Source organism: Janibacter cremeus (assembly GCF_029395675.1).
Lineage (GTDB): Bacteria > Actinomycetota > Actinomycetes > Actinomycetales > Dermatophilaceae > Janibacter > Janibacter cremeus_A.
The window spans coordinates 2,047,005-2,065,129 of record NZ_CP115184.1 but is presented as its reverse complement, the minus strand read 5'-3'; the positions used below and the strand labels follow the sequence as shown (position 1 = coordinate 2,065,129).

Here is an 18,125-nt window from a genome sequence, read left to right as displayed (position 1 = left end):
TTCGACGTTCCTCAGAGTGTAAAGGCCTGGCCCCCTCCGCCCTCCGCCTTGACGTCGCGAATTGCGTTCAATCGACGGAAGTGCGGTCGTCAACTCTCGACAGCAGTCGGAGTAGTCGCCTTCTGGTGCGCGTGACCACGAAGAGGCCCCGCCCCCCTTCCTCAGGGGAGCGGGGCCTCGTGCTGCGGATCAGGCCTGCTCGTTGTCCAGGGCCTTGGCGACCCGGCGGTGGGCCTGCCAGATCTCCTCCGGCAGCCGGTCGAACTGCTTGAGGTGCTCCTCGCGGAAGCCCATCTCCTGCTGCCAGCGCGGCACGTCGATGGACAGGATCCGGTCGAGGTCGGCCTGCGGCAGGTCGAGCCCCTCGAGGTCCAGCTCGTCCTCGGTCGGGAGGATGCCGACGGCCGTCCGGCGGCCGGTGACCTCGCCGTCCTTCAGGCGCATGAGCCACAGCAGCGGGCGCAGGTTCTCACGGAAGCCGGGCCACACGTAGTGCCCGTCCTCCGGGTCGCGCTGGAACCAGTTGACGTGCGCGAAGAGCGGCTTGTCCTTCACCTGGCTGAGGATGTCGAGGTAGTGCTGCGCGTAGTCACCTTCGCCGTAGGCCATGAACGGCCGGTTCGACATCGGGTCGTAGCGCAGCTGACCCTCGACGCCCTCGGCGGCGAAGGTCGCCTCCGCGCCCAGCGTCAGGCCGTCGTACACGCCCTCGGCGACGTCCTCGATCGCACGGATCAGCGGCTCGCGGTCACGCGTGCGGCCACCGAAGATGATCGCGTCGATCGGCACGCCGGCCGGTTCGTCGAAGTCCGGAGCGGCGTTCGGCACGTTGGCCAGCGTCGTGGTGAAGCGGCTGTTCGGGTGTGCCCAGGGGGAGTCGTCGCCCGGCTCGCGGTCGGCGATCGGCTCGCCCTTCCAGTCCAGCCACCCGTCCACGTCGGCCGGCGGCTCGGGCGTGCGGCCCTCCCACCAGACCTCCTGGAGCTTCGGGTTGTAGGCGACGTTGGTGAAGATGACCTTCGTGCCCGGGTCGGTGGACCGCAGCGCCGTCGGGTTCGTCTTCTCGTTGGTGTCCTTGGCGACACCGAAGACGCCGTACTCCGGGTTCATCCCCATGAGCTTGCCGGTCTTCTCGTCGACCCACAGCCACGCGATGTCGTCGCCGTAGAAGTCGACCTGGTACCGGTCACCCATCGCGTCCGGCGGCAGCATCATCGCGAGGTTGGTCTTGCCCGAGGCGCTCGGGAAGCCACCAGTGATGTGGTATCGCTTGCCGGTCTCCTTGTCGGTGATGCCGATGAGCATGTACTGCTCGGCGAGGAACTTCTTGGTGGCCCAGCCGTCGTAGGCGCCCTGGCGCAGGCCGTGGGCGATCTTGCCGAGGAGGGCGTTGCCGCCGTAGGAGGAGCCGAAGTGCAGGATCATCCGCTCGTCGGCGACGGTGACGAAGTAGCGCTTGTCGTCCGCGGTGCCCTGGCCGAGGTTCTCCAGGTCGCCGGTGACGTGCACGGCGCGCACGAAGTTGTCCTGCTGCGGCAGGTCGTTGACGTGCTCCACGCCCACCCGGGACATGCGCATCATGTGCAGCACGACCGGCCGGCTGTCGGTGAGCTCGACGCCCGTGGCCCACTGGGCCAGCTCATTGTTCCGCGGCGACATCAGGTAGGGCAGCACGTACATGGTCTTGCCCTTGGACTGACCGCGCATCAGCTCGGTCAGCTTCTCCTTCATCTCGGAGGCGGGGCGCCAGTTGTTGTAGACGCCCTTGTCCTTCTCGTCGTTGGTCGCGACGATGGTGCGCTCCTCGGAGCGGGCGGTGTCCTTGGAGTAGGAGCGGGAGTAGTAGCGACCTTCGCCGGCGGGGAGGAACTCGCCGGAGTCGAGGCACTCCTGGATGAGTCGATCGTCGTCCTCGGTGCCGATCACCTCGATCCGATCCGGCTGGGTGATCTCCGCCCAGTGCTTCACGTACTCGCGGACCGCCTCGTTAGTGAGGCCTGACGCATCCAGCGCGGCGTCGACGTCGACCATGCTCTGTATCCCTCTCACGTGCTCTGGTGTCGGGTGCTCCCTCTCGGGCTCCCGCTGCGGGCAGGTTACCGCCAGTAGAAGGGATCGGGCCGGGTGCGACTGGCCCCGTGTGCGTGAGATCACCCGGGCGCTCGGGAATCAATGCCGACGCCGTCTGTGCCGCGGATCACCCGCACTCGTAGTGACTCACCGGTATACGATACTTGCTGTAGCAGGTACTGTCTGTACCGAACACTTTTGCCTTGCCGTCCACGAAGGGGTAGTCCATGGCTTCCAGCGACACGTTGACCTTGGCCGACAAGGGCCAGCGCATCGGCCTGCGTCTCATCGCCAAGGCCGGGGCCCTGCCCGGCCTGAAGGACAAGGACGTGCGGGCCCGCGTCGAGAAGTACCTGTACAAGGGTGCCGTGACCGGCTTCAAGGCGCAGACCGCGGCCGGTCGCACGTTCGCGAAGAAGAAGGCCTCCGGGGACCCGGCTCGCCCGGCCCCGACGAAGCCGAGGAAGACCTTCGACCTCACGCCCACCGAGGACCAGCAGATGATCCAGGGGGTGGCGCGTGAGCTCGCCGAGGAGGTCGTGCGCCCCGCCGCGGCCGCCGCCGATGCCGAGCGCACCGTCCCGGACGAGGTCCGCGCGGCCGCCGCCGACATGGGTCTGCACCTCATCGGTGTCCCGGCCGAGCTCGAGGGCATCGCCGAGGAGCGCTCCGCCGTGACCGGCGCCCTCGTCCTCGAGGAGCTGGCCCGTGGGGACATGGGCATCGCCACCGCGATCATGGCCCGCTCGGCCGTCGCCACCGCGCTCGCCAGCTACGGCAGCGCGGAGCAGCAGGCCACCTACCTGAGCGAGTTCACCGGCGACAACCCACCGGTCGCCGCCCTGGCCCTCCAGGAGCCGCAGGTGCTCTTCGACCCCTTCGCCCTGCGGACCACGGGTCGGCGCGAGGGTGGTGAGATCGTCCTCGACGGCGTCAAGGCACTCGTGCCGGGCGCCGAGCAGGCCGAGCTCTTCATCGTCTCCGCCGAGATCGAGGGCGAGTCCCGCCTGGTCATCGTCACCTCCGGCCTCGAGGGCCTGCAGGTCGAGGACGCCCCCGCCATGGGGGTGCGCGCAGCGCGGACCGCCCGCCTGCACCTCGAGGGTGTGCGCGTGCACGAGAGCGACCTGCTCGGGACCGCCCAGGACCACCGGGACGCCGTCCGGCGCGCCCGGCTCGCCTGGGCTGCAGCAGCCGTCGGCACCTCCCAGGCCGTCCTCGACCAGGTCAGCGAGTACGTGAAGGAGCGCAAGGCCTTCGGCGAGCCGATCGGTTACCGCCAGGCCGTCGCCTTCACCGTCTCCGACATCGCCATCGAGCTCGCCGGGCTGCGCCTGGTCGTGTGGAAGGCCGCCTCCCGCCTCGACCGCGGCGAGGACGCGGGCGCCGAGATCGCCCAGGCCCGCAGCCTCGTCGCACGGCACGCCACGTGGATCGGTTCGAGCGGCGTCCAGCTGCTCGGCGGCCACGGCTTCGTCAAGGAGTTCGACAACGAGCGCTGGTACCGCGACCTGCGGGGCGCCGGAGTCCTCGAGGGCACGCTGCTCGTCTGAGCGGCCCCCTTACCACTCGCTGGCTGAGGTGCGAGGCCGCCCACGGCCGAGCCTCGAAGCCACAGATCCGACACGAAGGACACGACACATGATCGATCTCGAGGTTCCGAAGAAGTTCCGCCCGCTCGTCTCCCAGGCCCGCGGCATGGCCGAGGAGGTCTTCCGGCCGATCTCGCGCAAGTACGACCGGGCCGAGCACGAGTACCCCGCCGAGCTCGACCTCGTCTCGGCCGTCATCGACGGCATGGCCGATGGAGGAGCCGGCCAGGGCGCCGGCGCGTCCAACACCACCCGCGCCAAGGACGACGGCGCCGAGGAGGGTGACGTCGCCGCCGTCGGCTCCGGCCGCAAGAGCGCGAAGGGGGAGAAGGAGAACAAGAACGGCTCCAACCTCTCCTCGGTGCTCTCCATCCTGGAGACCTGCCGCGGGGACGTCGGCCTGACCCTGTCCATCCCGCGCCAGGGACTGGGCAATGCCGCCATCGCCGCCGTCGCGAACGACGAGCAGAAGGCGCGGTACGCCGGCAAGTGGGCCGCCATGGCGATCACGGAGCCGGACACCGGGTCCGACTCCGGCGCCATCCGCACCACGGCGACCAAGGACGGCGACCACTACGTCCTCAACGGCGAGAAGATCTTCGTCACCTCCGGCGAGCGCGCTGAGCTCGTCGTCGTCTGGGCGACCCTCGACCGCAGCCTGGGCAAGCAGGCCATCAAGTCCTTCGTCGTCCGACGCGACAACCCCGGCCTGCAGCTGGTGCGCCTGGAGCACAAGCTCGGCATCCGCGCCTCCGACACCGCAGCCTTCGTCCTCGACGACTGCCGCGTCCCCGCCGAGGACCTCCTCGGCGACCCGGAGGTGCGGATCGAGGGTGGCTTCGGTGGTGCGATGCAGACCTTCGACAACACCCGTCCGCTCGTCGCGGCGATGGCCCTGGGGCTCACCCGCGCCTCGCTCGACAGGACGACGGAGCTGCTGGCCGAGGCCGGTGTCGTCGTCGACCAGGACCGGCCGGCCAACGTCCAGTCCGCGGCCGCGGCCAAGCTCATCGAGATGGAGGCGGACTACCAGAGCGCCTACCTGCTCACCCTGCGCGCCGCGTGGATGGCCGACAACGGCAAGCCGAACTCGATGGAGGCCTCGATGGCCAAGGCGAAGGCAGGGCGCACCTGCGTCGACGTCTCCCTCGCCTGCGTCGAGCTCGCCGGCGCCACCGGGTACGCCGAGACCGAGCTGCTCGAGAAGTGGGCCCGCGACTCCAAGATCCTCGACATCTTCGAGGGCACTCAGCAGATCCAGCTGCTCGTCATCGCCCGCCGCATCCTGAACTACTCCAGCAAGGAGCTGAAGTAGGCCGGACCGGCTGGCCGCCACGCCCCCTTCGTCATCGCACGAAGGGGGCGTGGTGCGTCGTGGAGGTCGGTGCCCGGGGTGTCGCAACTCGCCGCGACGGTGGCCTGCCCGCAGGATCAGCCGGTCGGCACCCGCGAAGCCCGCACATCCTGCGGATCGGTACTGCGACACCACAAGAAGTCCTGACCCGCTCTTGCCCCCAGATGTGTGAGCCGCGCCATAAGGTGCTCAAGGGCGGCGCAACAGCCGTCAATCACCATCGGGAGGAATTGCATGCGACACCAGCGCATGGTCTCGGTCCTGGGCGCGCTCGCGCTCGGTGTGACCGGGCTGACCGCGACAACCAGCGCCACCGCGGCACCGGCACAGACGGCAACCGACTCCGCCAGCGGGAAGCAGTCCAGCTACGTCGTCCTTGCCGAGCGCGGTGGTGACGCCGCAGCGCTCGCCGAGCGTCTCGAGGCCCAGGGCGCGAAGGTCGTCTCGGTCAACGAGCAGGTCGGCATGGTCATCGTGACCTCGAGCTCGGCTGTCTTCGCCGAGCAGGCACGGTCGATGAAGGGCGTCTTCGGCGCCGCGACCGAGGGCGTCGTCGGGCGCTCCCCGGACAAGCCGAAGAAGGACCAGGACGAGGTCGAGCGCCCGCGGCTGAAGGGCAAGCCGCCCACGGCCCCGCCGGTCGCCACCGGCCCCAAGGGCAAGAGCAAGAACCGTGCCGCCGACCCCCTGGACTCGAAGCTGTGGGGCATGGACATGATCAACGCGGGCGCCGCACACAAGGTCGAGTCCGGTGACAAGCGCGTGACGGTCGGGATCATGGACACCGGTGTCGACGCGAGCCACCCGGACATCGCGCCGAACTTCAACCACAAGCTCTCGCGCAACTTCACCACCGACATCCCGGCCATCGACGGGGCGTGCGAGGTCGAGTCCTGCGTCGACCCCGCCGACGTGGACCAGGGCGGCCACGGCACCCACGTCGCCGGCAGCGTGGCCGCGGCCAAGAACGGCATCGGCGTCTCCGGCGTCGCTCCCGACGTGTCGCTCGTCAACGTGCGTGCCGGTCAGGACGCGGGCTACTTCTTCGTCGGGCCGACGGTCAACGCGCTGACCTACTCCGCCGACGCGGGCATCGATGTGGTCAACATGAGCTTCTACGTCGACCCGTGGGCCTACTACTGCGAGGGCGGTGCGCCGGAGGACAGCCCGGAGGAGGCGGCCCAGCAGGACATGATCATCGAGTCGATGTCCCGTGCGCTGCGGTACGCGAACTCCAAGGAGGTCACCCTCGTCGGTGCGCTCGGCAACGCGGCGACCGACCTGGCGAACCCGGGCACGGACACCTCCAGCCCGAACTACCCGGCCGGCAACGAGCACCCGCGCACCCTCGACAACGCGAGCTGCATGGACCTCCCGGTCGAGAACGAGCACGTCATCGGTGTCTCGTCGGTCGGCCCGAGCGAGCGCAAGGCGTACTACTCCAACTACACGACGGACGTGGACTCGGGCGAGATCGAGGTCAGCGCCCCGGGCGGTGACGCCTACGACTACCCGAACGCCAGCGGGCCGAACCCGGAGAGCATGGTGCTCTCCTCCGTCCCCGAGGAGGTCGTCAAGGCCGAGGGCTCGGTCGACGAGGACGGCAACATCACCGAGTACGGCGAGGGCTGGGTCCTCAAGGACTGCGCCGTCATCAAGGGTCAGGAGGAGTGCGGGTACTACGAGTACTACCAGGGCACCTCGATGGCCTCGCCGCACGCGGCCGGTGTCTCCGCGCTGATCGTCTCCGCGCACGGCAAGAACAACGGCCACACCGGATTCGGTCTCGACGCCGACACGACCAAGGAGATCCTCATGGACTCCGCGCGTGACAAGGCCTGCCCGGAGCCGCGTCTCTACGACTACCCGGCGCCGATCCCCTCCGGGTACAACGCCGAGTGCGTCGGTGACGAGGACTTCAACGGCTTCTACGGTGACGGCATCGTCGATGCCGAGGCCGCCGTCAGCGGTCGCTGAGGTACCAGCACACACCACGGGGGGGTCGGTCACCGCACGGTGACCGACCCCCTTCGCCGTCCCTCGGTGGTTGAGGTGCGGAAGCCGTCCGCGGCTGACGCCTCGAAACCACTCCGTCCTCTGGGTGGTTGAGGTGCGGAAGCCGTCCGCGGCTGACGCCTCGAAACCACGGGCCGCTACTCCACGGCGAGCGCCTCGTACGCCTCGACCATCGCCGGGCCGTACCAGGTGAGCAGTCGGCCGCTGATGAGCCGGGTCGGCGCCGTGGCGAATGCCTCCGGGCCGTCCTGCGCCGTGAACTCGTACGGCTCGTCCGGCAGGAGGACGAGATCGATGTCGGAGCGGTCGATCTGCTCGACCCCGACGTGCGGGTACCGCTTCTCCGGGTCGGCGTCCGGGCCGGCGAAGGCGTTGCTCCAGCCGAGCCGGGAGAGCAGGTCGGTGGTGTAGGTCCGGGGCCCGACGACCATCCACGGGTCCCGCCAGATCGGCACGGCGACCATCCCGCGGGACGCGGGTTCCGGCCCACCCCACAGCTCCTCGGCGCGGTCGAGCCAGTCGGGGACGGGCTGCTGCAGGGCCTCGAAGAAGAGCCGCCGCATCGACGCCAGCGCCGAGGGCACGTCCTCGATGTCGGTGACCCAGACGGGGATCCCGCGATCGCGCATGCGCCGGACGTCGAGCTCGCGGTTCTCCTCCTTGTTGGCCACGACGAGGTCCGGGGAGAGGTCGGCGATGGCCCTGAGGTTCGGGTTCTTCGTCCCGCGCACGCGGGGGACGTCGAGGTCGCCGGGGTGGGTGCACCAGTCGGTGGCGCCGACGAGCACCTCCGGGCAGGAGGCGGCGAGCGCCTCGGTCAGGCTCGGGACGAGGGAGACGACCCGCTGCGGGGGGCGTGCGGGCTCGAGGGTGGTTCCGAGGTCGTCGGTGGGCATCTCAACCTCCGAGGGTCAGGGCGAGCAGTTCGGTCAGGGCGAGGGCGACGACGGCCATGCTCAGGGCGAAGGGGGCGCGACCGTCCCGTCGGCGGGCGCGCAGCCCGAGGTCGGGGTCGTACCGGCGCCGCCCGAGGACGAAGGCGGCGGCGGTCAGGCCGAGCGTCCCCAGCAGGAGGGGGAGTGCGACGAGCCCGAGGGTGTCGGCGGAGTGGCGGGCGATGATCGCCGCCCCGGCGGCGCTCGCCAGTGCGGTGCGCTGCCACGAGAGGGCGGTGCGCTCGGGCTGGGCGCCGCGGGGGGAGGCGGTGGCGAACTCGCTCATGACTCCCGCCGGCTCAGGCCCGCACGACGACGACTGCGATGACGGCGGCGGCCACCAGCACCACGCCGGTGAGCGCGACGGCCAGTCCCCCCATCGACGGCAGCGGGGCGTCGTGGCGCAGCGCGCGCTCGGTCGACGCCCACCGGAGGAAGGCCGCCGCGGGACTGATCACACCGAGACCCAGCAGGAGCGCCGCGAGGCCCCGGGCGATGTCCTCGGGCACGCCGAGCTCGAGCACGCTCACGGCCACCCCGGCGGCGATGAGTGCCAGGGTCGTGCGCAGCCAGGCGAGGAAGGTGCGCTCGTTGGCCAGCGAGAAGCGGTAGTCGGGCTCCTCGCCCTCGCCGTAGACCGCCGCGGGCCAGCGCTTGGGGGTACTCACGGTGTCCACGCTACCCACGGCGGGGGACACGGCCACCCGTGTCCCGACCGCCGGGGGTCACACGTTGCGACGGTACTGCCCACCCACCTCGAAGAAGGCCTCGGTCACCTGCTGCAGGCTGCAGACCCGAGCGGCGTCCATGAGGACGGCGAAGACGTTCGCGTCGCTCGTGGCCGCCTCCTTCAGGCGCTCGATCGCCTCGGCCGCCTCGTCGCGGTGGGTCTCCTGGAAGGAGTGCACGCGCTCCAGCTGCGAGACCTTCTCCTTCTCGGTGGCGCGGGCGAGCTCGATCTCCTCGGGCTCCCCCTTCTCGCCGTCCGCGCGGAGGAAGGTGTTGACGCCGACGATCGGGACCGAGCCGTCGTGCTTGCCGTGCTCGTAGACGAGGGACTCGTCCTGGATCCGGCCGCGCTGGTACCCCGTCTCCATGGCCCCGAGGACGCCGCCCCGGTCGCTGATCCGGTCGAACTCCAGGAGCACGGCCTCCTCGACCAGCTCGGTCAGCTCGTCGATGATGTAGCTGCCCTGCAGCGGGTTCTCGTTGTAGGACAGGCCCCACTCGCGGCTGATGATCAGCTGGATGGCCAGGGCGCGGCGCACCGACTCCGTCGACGGGGTCGTCACGGCCTCGTCGTAGGCATTGGTGTGCAGGCTGTTGGCGTTGTCGTAGAGCGCGTTGAGGGCCTGCAGCGTCGTGCGGATGTCGTTGAAGTCCATCTCCTGGGCGTGCAGCGAGCGGCCCGAGGTCTGGATGTGGTACTTCAGCTTCTGGCTGCGCTCGTTGGCGCCGTACTTCTCCTTCATCGCCACCGCCCAGATGCGGCGGGCGACCCGGCCGAGGACCGAGTACTCCGGGTCCATGCCGGAGGAGAAGAAGAAGGACAGGTTCGGCGCGAAGTCGTTGATGTCCATCCCGCGCGCGAGGTAGGCCTCGACGTAGGTGAAGCCGTTGGCGAGGGTGAACGCGAGCTGGCTGATGGGGTTCGCCCCGGCCTCGGCGATGTGGTAGCCGGAGATGCTCACCGAGTAGAAGTTGCGCACCCCCTGCTCGATGAACCACTCCTGGATGTCGGCCATCATCCGCAGCGAGAACTCCGTGGAGAACAGGCAGGTGTTCTGGCCCTGGTCCTCCTTGAGGATGTCCGCCTGGACGGTGCCTCGGACGGTTTGCAGCGCGTGGGTGCGCAGCTCCTCGGCCTCCGCGGCCGACGGCTCGCGGCCCTCGCGCTCACGGAAGAGGTCGACCTGCTGGTCCATCGCCGTGTTGAGGAAGAAGGCGAGGACCGTCGGGGCGGGCCCGTTGATCGTCATGGACACGCTCGTCGTCGGCGAGACGAGGTCGAAGCCGGAGTACAGCGCCTTCATGTCGTCGAGGGTGGCGACGGAGACGCCGGACGTGCCGACCTTGCCGTAGATGTCGGGCCGCTCGCCCGGGTCGCGTCCGTAGAGGGTCACCGAGTCGAAGGCGGTGGACAGGCGGGTCGCCGGCTGCCCCTGGGAGAGCATCTTGAAGCGGCGGTTGGTGCGGAAGGGGTCGCCCTCGCCGGCGAACATGCGCGCCGGGTCCTCGTTGTCCCGCTTGAAGGGGAAGACGCCGGCGGTGAAGGGGAACTTCCCGGGGAGGTTCTCCGAGCGCCAGTACGCGACGAGCTCGCCGTGGTCGGTGGTCTTCGGCAGGGCGACCCGGGAGATCTTGTTGCCGGAGAGCGACTCCTTGGTCAGCTTGGTGTGCAGCTCCTTGCCGCGGATGGTCACGACCTGCTCGTCACCGGAGTACGACTCGACGACGGTGTGCCAGTTCTCGATCTGCTCGGTGATCTCCGTCGGCATCTGCGCGCGGGCCTCGTCGAGCAGCTCGTCGACACCGTGCCCGTCCTTGCCGGCGGCGGTCAGCTCGTCGTCGACGAGGGCCAGGCGCTGCACGCGGCGGGCGTTGTCGGCGAGCTGCTTGGTCTGCTCGTGGTAGCCGCGGACGGTCTCGGTGATCTCCGCGAGGTAGCGCACTCGGGTGGCCGGGACGACCTGCCCGAACTTGGTGGAGTACTTCGTGTCGACGCGCTCGAGCTGCCCCTCGTCGACGGTCAGGCCCTTCTCGGCGAGGAGGTCGCGCAGGTGGTGGTAGAGGGCGGTGACGCCGTCGTCGTTGAAGGTCGCGGCGGAGGTGCCGTAGACCGGCATCTCCTCGGGCTTGACGCCGAAGGCCTCGCGGTTGCGCACCAACTGGCGGGCGACGTCGCGCAGGGCGTCCGCGGCGCCGCGGCGCTCGAACTTGTTGATCGCCACGACCTCGGCGAAGTCGAGCATGTCGATCTTCTCCAGCTGGCTGGCGGCGCCGAACTCCGGCGTCATGACGTACATCGGCACGTCGACATAGGGGATGATCGCGGCGTCGCCCTGGCCGATGCCCGGGGTCTCGACGATGACGAGGTCGTAGCCGGCGGCCTTGGTGATGTCGATGACGGTCTGCAGCGCATCGGGGAGCTCCCGCTCGCCGCGGGTGGCGAGCGATCGGAAGAACACGGGCGAGGAGCCCGCGGAGCTCTCGCCGAGTGAGTTCATCCGGATCCGGTCACCGAGCAGCGCGCCGCCGCCCTTGCGCCGGGTCGGGTCGACGGCGATGACCGCGACCCGCAGCTTGTCCTCCTGGTCCACGCGGAACCGGCGCACCAGCTCGTCGGTCAGCGAGGACTTGCCGGAGCCGCCGGTGCCGGTGAGGCCGAGGACAGGAGCCGTGGACTTCTCCGCGGCCTTGGTGATGCCGCCGATGAAGGAGTCGTCGAGCTCGCCGAGCTCGGCGCCGGAGATCGCCCGGGACACGGCGGCACGCTCGCCCGCGAGGACCTGGTCGAGGGTGGTCGGACCGAGCTGCCACACATTGGTGTCGCAGTCGGCGATGAGGGTGTTGATCATGCCCGGCAGGCCGAGGCGCTGGCCGTCCTCAGGGGAGAAGATCGTCACGCCGGCATCGCGCAGCCGCTGGATCTCCTCGGGGACGATGACGCCCCCGCCCCCGCCGAAGACCTTGACGTGGCCGGCGCCCTGCTCACGCAGCAGCTGGGTGAGGTACTCGAAGTACTCCACGTGACCGCCCTGGTAGGACGAGACGGCGACACCCTGCACGTCCTCGTCGACCGCCGCGTCGACGACCTCCTGGACGGAGCGGTTGTGCCCGAGGTGGACCACCTCGGCGCCCTGGCTCTGCATGATCCGCCGCATGATGTTGATCGAGGCGTCGTGGCCGTCGAAGAGAGCGGACGCGGTCACGAAGCGGACCGGGTGGGTCGGGGAGTGCAGCTCGGGCTTGGCGGGTGCAGACATGGAGGAACCTCGTCATCGAGTTAGTCGGTACCCACCGATACTAGGACATCCAAGTAATTGCTGGCCAGTCCGGTCGGTCGGGGCGGCCCCGACAGCGCACGGCCCTTGGTCGTTCGTTCCTCACTCCCTGAGTCGGGCCGCGCCCTCTCTGGCCCGACCCTCCACCGCGGTCCCGGGTGGGGCGCTCACGGTGTCCCCGTGGGCGGAGCGAAGGGAGGTGAGCAGCTCGGTCGCGGCGCCCACCTGGGCGGGGTCGAGGCCGGGGGAGGTGAAGACCTTGTCGTTGAGGTCGGCCGTGGCCGCCTCGACGACCTCGACCCCCTTCGTCGTGAGGGAGGCGAGGATGACCCGCCGGTCGCGCTCGAGGCGCAGTCGCTCGACGAGGCCCTGCTTCTCCAGGCGGTCGACGGCGCTGGTGACGCTCGTCGCGTGGACCTGCAGCAGCGACCCGAGCCGGCTCATCGCCATGGACCGGCGGCGGCTGAAGGCGAGCAGGCGCAGGATCTCGTAGCGCGCGAAGGTCAGCCCGTACGGCCGCAGCACGTCCTCGACCCGCTCGACGAGCAGCTGCTGCGCCCGCGTGATCGAGGTGACCAGGGCCATGCCGTCCGCGGCGTCCGCCCAGCCGTGGGACACCCACTGCTGGTGCGCCTCGGCGATCGGGTCACGGTCTGTCATGCCTTGATCCTAGGACGTCCACGGATCGTGCGGCACGCTCACCGTCCCCGGCCGCGGGTGCGCTCGACGTGACGGGCCTGCTTGGCGCGGTTGCCGCAGACGGACATGCGGCACCAGCGGCGCCGGCCGGAGCGGTCGAGGAAGAGCCAGCCGCAGTCGCGCCCCGGGCAGCTGCGTACTCGCGCCAGATCCGGCGAGGAGAGGAGCTCCCCGACGCCGGCGAGCAGTGCGTCGAGTGGGTCGCCCAGGGCGGGTGGTCGTTGCGGGAGGCTCCAGGAGAAGCCGTCCCCGTCCTCGACGAGCACCTGTCGAGCGCGACTCGCGGAGACCGCCTGGGCGAGGCGGGCGCGCGCGGTCCGGCTCGCCCGGGCCGTCACGACGTCGTGGACGTCGCGCCGAAGATCGACCGCCCGGCGCAGCTCGGCCTCCGCCGCTCGGGGGTGACGCGAGGCGATCCGTGCGAGGTCCTCGCTCCGGGCGGCGTCCACGACCTCCTGGGCCCGGGCCAGGGCCAGGAGCCACGGGTAGCCGCGCAGGTACTCCTGCCGCAAGTCCCACCGCTGGCCCCATCCGGACCTGGTGTTGACGAGCTCGAGACCGGGGTGACCGGCGACGGGCCGCGGCAGGACGCGCCCGTCGACCTCGATCCACCACGTGGCATCTCTTGACATGCCGGCAGCATAACCGGTGATATGGATTTAACTGGTTACGACGAAGGGGTGGTGGTCCAGGTGGTGGTGGTCAGGACGGCAGCGTTGGTCGCCGCGGCAGGGATGGCCCTGGGAGGTGGAGGTGCGGGTGCGGCACCGCAGCCCGAGGGCGGCTCGGGCGCGTCCCAGGAATGGCATCCCGTGGACGAGGAGTGGCACGCGGTCGGCTTCGACGGGCTCTTCCTGCCTGCGGGCAGGTACTGCGAGGGCTTCGACCTGCGGACGACCACCGAGTTCCAGGACGTGAGCGCCAAGGTCACGACGAGGTGGTCCGACGGGGCGGTGCGGACCACCTCCTACCGTGGCCCGCTGCTCTCCCGGGCCACGAACGAGTCGACCGGCAGCTCCGTCGAGCTCAGCCTCAGCGGTCGGGCCGACGTCCTCACCCGTCCGGACGGGTCCATCGCGGTCTACTCCAGCACCGGTCCCATCGGGATGGGTTGGCCCCAGGACGGCGGTGGGCTCGAGCGGGGCTTCCACGTCCTGCGGGGCGAGCACGTGACGACCTTCGCCCCGGACGGGACGAGGGAGATCACCGTGGACCGTGGGTCCGAGGTCAATGTGTGCGAGCTGGTCGGGTGACCGGAGCCGGGTGCTTCGCTCGGGTCAGGTGGTGATCCACCAGCCGAGCGAGGCCAGGGCCACCCCGAGCACGAGGCTGATGATCAGGTCGGTCAGCGCCTGGCGGAGTCGTCTCTCCTGCAGTGCCGCTGCCACCTCGACCGCGTGGCTGGCGAAGGTCGTGAAGCCACCGCAGAACCCGACCCCGAGCAGCGGCAGCAACCAGTCGGGGCCGCCGGAGGTGACGATCCCGGCCACGAGGCCGAGCAGGAGCGACCCGGGCAGGTTGACGAGCATCGTCGCTCCCGCGGCGGTGGCGCCCCTGCGTCGCCCGCGCGTGGTCACCTCGTGCCGAGCGAGCACACCGAGCGCGCCGCCGATGACGACGAGCAGCCAGGTCACAGCTCCTCCTCCTCGACCATGCGATCGGCCCTCTCGGGGGACGCCCCGAACCACCGCTCGCCGACGAGCAGTCCGACCAGGCTCGCGCCCACGCCGGAGACGAGAGTGGCGAGGACGTAGCCGACAGCCCGGGGGAGGCCGTCACCGCCGATGATCGCGTGCGCGTCCAGCGCGAACGTCGAGTACGTCGTCCACCCCCCGAGCAGGCCGACAGCGGCGAAGGGCCGTATCAGCGGATGTCTCACCCCACCGGCCAGCCAGGCCACGAGCAGGCCCATCGCCAGGGCGCCGGTGACGTTGACGGTGAGCGTCGCCCATCCCCATCCGGGTCCGGCCTCGGGCAGCGAGCCGTCGACCAGCCACCGACCCAGCGTGCCCACGGCACCGCCGGCCGCGACGGCCAGGCGGGTCCCCCCTTCGCTCACGACCGCTTGGTCTCGAGGAAGTCCGCGATGCGGCCGATGGCCTCGGTGAGCACGTCCTCGTCGGGCAGGGTGACGAGGCGGAAGTGGTCCGGCTCGGGCCAGTTGAAGCCGGTGCCGTGGGTGACGAGGATCTTCTTCGCGCGCAGCAGCTCGATGACGAAGGCCTCGTCGTCCTCGATCGGGTAGACCTCCGGGTCCAGCCGGGGGAAGCAGTACAGCGCGCCGCGCGGCTCGACGCACGAGACGCCGGGGATCTCGTTGAGCAGCCGTGAGGCGAGCTTGATCTGGTCGTGGTAGCGCCCGCCGGGCACGATGAGCTCGTCGATCGACTGGTACCCGCCGAGAGCGGTCTGGATCGTGTGCTGTGCCGGGACGTTGGAGCACATCCGCATGTTGGCCAGCAGGGTCAGGCCCTCGAGGTAGTCCTCGGCGAGGTGCTTGGGGCCGGAGATCATCACCCAGCCGGCGCGGTAGCCGCACACGCGGTAGGCCTTGGACAGCCCGGAGAAGGTGAGGCACAGGACGTCGTCGCCGGCGAACTCGGCCGCGTGGTGGTGGACGGCGTCGTCGAAGATGATCTTCTCGTAGATCTCGTCCGCCATGACCACGAGGTCGTGCCGCCGGGCGATGTCGACGAGACCGCGCACGATCTCCGCCGAGTAGACCGCGCCGGTCGGGTTGTTCGGGTTGATGATCACGATCGCGTGGGTGTTCTCGGTGATCTTCGACTCGATGTCGGCCAGGTCGGGGTTCCACCCGTTGTCCTCGTCGCAGCGGTAGTGCACCGGGGTGCCGCCGGCGAGCGAGACCGCCCCGGTCCACAGCGGGTAGTCGGGCGCCGGGATGAGGATCTCGTTGCCGTCGTCGACGAAGGCCTGCAGCACCATCGAGATCAGCTCGGACACACCGTTGCCGATGTAGACGTCCTCGACGGTGGTGTCGGTCAGGCCGCGCGACTGGTAGTACTGCGCCACCGCGGTCCGCGCCGAGTAGATGCCCTTGCTGTCGACGTACCCCTGCGAGCCGCGCAGGTGCCGGGTCATGTCGGCGACGATCGCCTCGGGCGCCTCGAAGCCGAAGGGTGCGGTGTTGCCGATGTTGAGCTTGAGGATCTTGTGGCCCTCTGCCTCGAGGCGCTGGGCCTCGACGAGGATGGGGCCGCGCACGTCGTAACGCACGTCCTTCAGCTTGCGGCTCTGGCGGATCTGGCGCATGTGCGTGATCATCTCACTCCGGTCCGGGGCCGGCTCACCCGCCGAGGCAGGACCTCCCGTCCCAGCGATACGAAGTACTGCAGGCAGCACCAGGTATCGCCTGCAGCAGTTCGAAGTACTGCAGACGCTACGAACTACTGCCTGCAGTACTTCGTTGGGCGGCCCGGGTCACAGGCCGGTGGTGGACCTGGGGTAGGGGATCTCCGGGTCGGTGACGATGTTGACGAGGTGGGGCACGCCGGAGGCGAAGGCGCGGTCGAGCGCCGGGCCGATCTCCCTCGGGTCGGTGACCATCTCGCCGCCGCCGCCGAGCGCGGTGACCACCTGGTCGTATCGCGTCCGCGGCGTGAGGTCGGTCGCGACGTCGTAGCCGTAGAGCATCTGCATCGGCTGCTTCTCCAGACCCCAGGCGCCGTTGTTGCCCAGCACCATCACGACGGGCAGGTCATGGCGCACGAGGGTGTCGACGTCCATGAGGGACATGCCCGACGCGCCGTCACCGAGGAGCAGCACCACCTGCGACGAAGGGCGGGCCACTCGGGCCGCGATCGCGGCACCGAGGCCGGCGCCGAGGCAACCGAAGGGGCCGGGGTCGAGCCAGCCGCCGGGACGGTTCGGCTCGATGAACCGGCCGGCCCAGGAGACGAAGTCGCCGCCGTCGCCGATGACGACGGCGTCCTCGGACAGGCGGGGGAGCAGCTCGCCGTAGATGCGCGCGGGGTGCATCGGGCAGACGTCGCTGGTGAGCAGCTCGCGGTCGGCCGCCGCGCGCGCACCGGCCTCCTCGGCCAGTCGCTCGGCCCACCCCGACCAGTCGCGGTGGCCCAGCTCCTCCATCCTGGACTGGAGTGCGTCGAAGAAGGTCGTGAGGTCGCCGCAGGCGCTCGCGGCGAGTCCGGCATGGCCGCTGATCTGGGCGGCGGAGTCACCGACGTGCACCACGGCCGCCTCGGGGGTGCCCGCGGCGCCGCCGAAGGAGCCGTAGCCGAGGCGGAAGTCGAGGGGCGTGCCGACGACGACCGCCACGTCGCACTGGCCGCTCGCGGTGCGTCGGGCCCTGCCCACGAGGAGGTCGTCACCACCGGGGACGATGCCGCGGGCCATGCCGTTGGTCAGGCTCGGCAGACCGAGGTCGCGGACGAACCGGCGGGCCGCCCGGTCGGCGCCGTCGCTCCAGACGTCGGAGCCGAGGACCAGGAGGGGGCGCTCCGCCGTGGCCAGCAGGTCCGCGATGCGGGCGATGTCCGCGTCGTCGGGAGTGACCGGAGGGGTCGTGGACGCCGTGACCGGCGACGCCTCGGTGTCGTTGAAGAGTTCGTCCATCGGGACGTCGAGGAAGACCGGTCCGCGGTGCGGGGCGGCCGCGAGCCGGAAGGCCTCGTCGACGGCAGGCGCGATCTTCTCCACCGACTGGACCGTCGCCGCCTGCTTCGTCACCGGCGCGAGCAGTGGGGGGTGGTCGAACTCCTGCAGCGCGCCGCGTCCCCAGGAGTAGCTCGCGGCGCGACCGCCGAGGACGACGACGGGTGAGCCGGAGAAGTGGGCCTGCGCGATCGCGCTGACGCCGTTGGTCACGCCCGGCCCGGCCGTGAGCGCGGCCAGCCCCGGCGTGCGCGTGAGCTTGCCGGTGGCCTCGGCCGCGAAGACGGCCGTCTGCTCGTGGCGCACGTCGACCAACCGCAGCGGCGGCTCCGCGGTGACCGCACCGTCGTGGAGGGGGAAGATGTGCGCCCCCGAGAGGGTGAACATCGTCTCCGCGCCGTGGGCGGCCGCCGCCGCGACCGCCCGGGCCCCGCCACTGACTTCCTCGTGGTCCATGGCCAAAGGTTACTCGTGAGTAAGGCAGTGCGACACCCCTTCCCGGCCCTACTCTGAACGAGCGTGCCGTCGCGATCCCGGGCACGCCCCCCTTCGTCTCGGAGGTCACGATGGTCCGGCTGCTCCTGGCGCTGCTCCTGCTGTCCGCGGCCGGTGGCCGCGAGCCCGAGGAGCACACCGTCTGGGAGGACGAGGAGGAGGTCCGCGAGGCGGTGCTCGACGCCGCCGAGGCGGAGGAGGACCCCGACTCGCAGGTCGCCCCGAGCGAGGAGTGAGCGACCCCGGCACGGGTGCTGCCCGTGCCACGCAGTGAGACGAAAGGCCGTCTCACGCAGTGGGCCTGTGATCATCATCCCCATCACAA

At 70.4% G+C, this 18,125-nt stretch carries 16 protein-coding genes; 5 read left to right on the top strand and 11 right to left on the bottom strand.

Features of this window, described 5'->3' with window-relative positions; all coding sequences use genetic code 11:
* Positions 1-189 precede the first annotated feature (189 nt).
* Complete coding sequence (locus O9K63_RS09720) at positions 190-2,031, bottom strand: phosphoenolpyruvate carboxykinase (GTP) (protein WP_277237423.1); 1,842 nt, start codon at positions 2,029-2,031, stop codon at positions 190-192.
* A gap of 266 nt (positions 2,032-2,297) precedes the next feature.
* Between O9K63_RS09720 and O9K63_RS09715 the strand changes: the two genes are divergently transcribed.
* The 3 genes from O9K63_RS09715 to O9K63_RS09705 all read left to right on the top strand — a co-directional run bounded on the left by O9K63_RS09715 (position 2,298) and on the right by O9K63_RS09705 (position 6,993).
* Complete coding sequence (locus O9K63_RS09715) at positions 2,298-3,623, top strand: acyl-CoA dehydrogenase family protein (protein WP_277237421.1); 1,326 nt, start codon at positions 2,298-2,300, stop codon at positions 3,621-3,623.
* Positions 3,624-3,711: 88 nt separating this feature from the next.
* Positions 3,712-4,977, top strand: a complete 1,266-nt coding sequence (locus tag O9K63_RS09710; protein ID WP_277237419.1) for an acyl-CoA dehydrogenase family protein — start codon at positions 3,712-3,714, stop codon at positions 4,975-4,977.
* 273 nt (positions 4,978-5,250) lie between these two features.
* Positions 5,251-6,993 carry a S8 family peptidase gene (locus O9K63_RS09705; RefSeq protein ID WP_277237417.1) on the top strand — a complete coding sequence of 581 codons (1,743 nt, stop codon included), beginning with the start codon at positions 5,251-5,253 and terminating at the stop codon, positions 6,991-6,993.
* A gap of 176 nt (positions 6,994-7,169) precedes the next feature.
* Here O9K63_RS09705 and O9K63_RS09700 read toward each other — a convergent pair whose 3' ends face one another.
* The 6 genes from O9K63_RS09700 to O9K63_RS09675 form a co-directional block, all read right to left on the bottom strand.
* Positions 7,170-7,928, bottom strand: coding sequence for a helical backbone metal receptor (locus tag O9K63_RS09700; protein WP_277237415.1), 759 nt, complete (start codon positions 7,926-7,928; stop codon positions 7,170-7,172).
* Between the two features lies 1 nt (position 7,929).
* The gene (locus O9K63_RS09695; protein WP_277237414.1) at positions 7,930-8,253 is read right to left on the bottom strand and encodes a DUF202 domain-containing protein; all 324 of its coding nucleotides are present in this window, start codon (positions 8,251-8,253) and stop codon (positions 7,930-7,932) included.
* A gap of 13 nt (positions 8,254-8,266) precedes the next feature.
* The gene (locus tag O9K63_RS09690) at positions 8,267-8,635 is read right to left on the bottom strand and encodes a YidH family protein (RefSeq protein ID WP_277237412.1); all 369 of its coding nucleotides are present in this window, start codon (positions 8,633-8,635) and stop codon (positions 8,267-8,269) included.
* A 57-nt stretch (positions 8,636-8,692) separates the two neighbouring features.
* On the bottom strand, positions 8,693-11,953 hold the full coding sequence (gene icmF, locus O9K63_RS09685) for a fused isobutyryl-CoA mutase/GTPase IcmF (RefSeq protein ID WP_277237410.1): 3,261 nt from the start codon (positions 11,951-11,953) through the stop codon (positions 8,693-8,695).
* A gap of 120 nt (positions 11,954-12,073) precedes the next feature.
* Entirely contained in the window at positions 12,074-12,631 is a 558-nt protein-coding gene (locus O9K63_RS09680; protein WP_277237408.1) for a MarR family winged helix-turn-helix transcriptional regulator, read from the bottom strand.
* A 38-nt stretch (positions 12,632-12,669) separates the two neighbouring features.
* Entirely contained in the window at positions 12,670-13,302 is a 633-nt protein-coding gene (locus O9K63_RS09675) for a CGNR zinc finger domain-containing protein (protein WP_277237406.1), read from the bottom strand.
* Between the two features lie 21 nt (positions 13,303-13,323).
* Here O9K63_RS09675 and O9K63_RS09670 point away from each other — a divergent pair, with 21 nt between their 5' ends.
* Positions 13,324-13,923 (top strand): hypothetical protein, encoded by a 600-nt coding sequence (locus tag O9K63_RS09670; RefSeq protein ID WP_277237405.1) that lies wholly within the window; start codon positions 13,324-13,326, stop codon positions 13,921-13,923.
* Between the two features lie 24 nt (positions 13,924-13,947).
* On the opposite strand, the gene O9K63_RS09665 is transcribed toward O9K63_RS09670, so the two are convergent.
* The 4 genes from O9K63_RS09665 to O9K63_RS09650 all read right to left on the bottom strand — a co-directional run bounded on the left by O9K63_RS09665 (position 13,948) and on the right by O9K63_RS09650 (position 17,761).
* The gene (locus O9K63_RS09665) at positions 13,948-14,304 is read right to left on the bottom strand and encodes a fluoride efflux transporter FluC (protein ID WP_277237403.1); all 357 of its coding nucleotides are present in this window, start codon (positions 14,302-14,304) and stop codon (positions 13,948-13,950) included.
* Complete coding sequence (locus O9K63_RS09660; protein ID WP_277237401.1) at positions 14,301-14,729, bottom strand: fluoride efflux transporter FluC; 429 nt, start codon at positions 14,727-14,729, stop codon at positions 14,301-14,303. The genes O9K63_RS09665 and O9K63_RS09660 overlap by 4 nt, the downstream gene beginning before the upstream one ends.
* Entirely contained in the window at positions 14,726-15,943 is a 1,218-nt protein-coding gene (locus tag O9K63_RS09655; protein ID WP_277237399.1) for a pyridoxal phosphate-dependent aminotransferase, read from the bottom strand. The genes O9K63_RS09660 and O9K63_RS09655 overlap by 4 nt, the downstream gene beginning before the upstream one ends.
* A 168-nt stretch (positions 15,944-16,111) precedes the next feature.
* Positions 16,112-17,761: an acetolactate synthase gene (locus tag O9K63_RS09650; RefSeq protein WP_277237397.1), complete on the bottom strand. Its 1,650-nt coding sequence runs from the start codon at positions 17,759-17,761 to the stop codon at positions 16,112-16,114.
* A 110-nt stretch (positions 17,762-17,871) separates the two neighbouring features.
* Here O9K63_RS09650 and O9K63_RS09645 point away from each other — a divergent pair, with 110 nt between their 5' ends.
* Positions 17,872-18,036: a hypothetical protein gene (locus O9K63_RS09645; protein ID WP_277237395.1), complete on the top strand. Its 165-nt coding sequence runs from the start codon at positions 17,872-17,874 to the stop codon at positions 18,034-18,036.
* The last annotated feature ends 89 nt before the right edge of the window (positions 18,037-18,125 follow it).

Coding starts and splice junctions, on each gene's coding strand:
- O9K63_RS09710 (WP_277237419.1), top strand. CDS start 3,712: ATGATCGATCTCGAGGTTCCGAAGAAGTTCCGCCCGCTCGTCTCCCAG.
- O9K63_RS09715 (WP_277237421.1), top strand. CDS start 2,298: ATGGCTTCCAGCGACACGTTGACCTTGGCCGACAAGGGCCAGCGCATC.
- icmF (WP_277237410.1), bottom strand. CDS start 11,953: ATGTCTGCACCCGCCAAGCCCGAGCTGCACTCCCCGACCCACCCGGTC.
- O9K63_RS09650 (WP_277237397.1), bottom strand. CDS start 17,761: ATGGACCACGAGGAAGTCAGTGGCGGGGCCCGGGCGGTCGCGGCGGCG.
- O9K63_RS09675 (WP_277237406.1), bottom strand. CDS start 13,302: ATGTCAAGAGATGCCACGTGGTGGATCGAGGTCGACGGGCGCGTCCTG.
- O9K63_RS09645 (WP_277237395.1), top strand. CDS start 17,872: ATGGTCCGGCTGCTCCTGGCGCTGCTCCTGCTGTCCGCGGCCGGTGGC.
- O9K63_RS09705 (WP_277237417.1), top strand. CDS start 5,251: ATGCGACACCAGCGCATGGTCTCGGTCCTGGGCGCGCTCGCGCTCGGT.
- O9K63_RS09700 (WP_277237415.1), bottom strand. CDS start 7,928: ATGCCCACCGACGACCTCGGAACCACCCTCGAGCCCGCACGCCCCCCG.
- O9K63_RS09680 (WP_277237408.1), bottom strand. CDS start 12,631: ATGACAGACCGTGACCCGATCGCCGAGGCGCACCAGCAGTGGGTGTCC.
- O9K63_RS09670 (WP_277237405.1), top strand. CDS start 13,324: ATGGATTTAACTGGTTACGACGAAGGGGTGGTGGTCCAGGTGGTGGTG.
- O9K63_RS09655 (WP_277237399.1), bottom strand. CDS start 15,943: ATGCGCCAGATCCGCCAGAGCCGCAAGCTGAAGGACGTGCGTTACGAC.
- O9K63_RS09720 (WP_277237423.1), bottom strand. CDS start 2,031: ATGGTCGACGTCGACGCCGCGCTGGATGCGTCAGGCCTCACTAACGAG.
- O9K63_RS09695 (WP_277237414.1), bottom strand. CDS start 8,253: ATGAGCGAGTTCGCCACCGCCTCCCCCCGCGGCGCCCAGCCCGAGCGC.